Source organism: Pseudoalteromonas aliena (assembly GCF_038155085.1).
In the GTDB taxonomy this organism is placed as follows: Bacteria; Pseudomonadota; Gammaproteobacteria; order Enterobacterales; family Alteromonadaceae; genus Pseudoalteromonas; species Pseudoalteromonas aliena_A.
Genome location: NZ_JBAKAU010000112.1, coordinates 1 through 232, shown reverse-complemented (window position 1 = coordinate 232; position 232 = coordinate 1). Strand labels below are relative to the sequence as shown.

Below are 232 nucleotides of genomic sequence, written 5' to 3'. Positions count from 1 at the left end.
CTAAATTATCAATTACATCCAAGTACGACTTATACTCAATGCCTTTGCCCTCTAGCACCCCGCGCCTAACCATTTCACCAACGTTTACTATGTGTTGGCAATTTAGCTGCACTTTTTGCACCGCGCCATTATTATAAAATCGCCATTCTTTAAATACTTCGCTAAAGCGCATAAAAGTAATAGTTGTGTGATCGGGTAAATTTAGTGGATGAGTTAAAAGCCCATGTTTGGC

At 39.7% G+C, this 232-nt stretch carries 1 pseudogene; it reads right to left on the bottom strand.

The annotated features are described in order from the left end of the window. Positions 1-232, bottom strand: a pseudogene (locus V6260_RS18740) (LysR family transcriptional regulator); the annotation flags it as partial.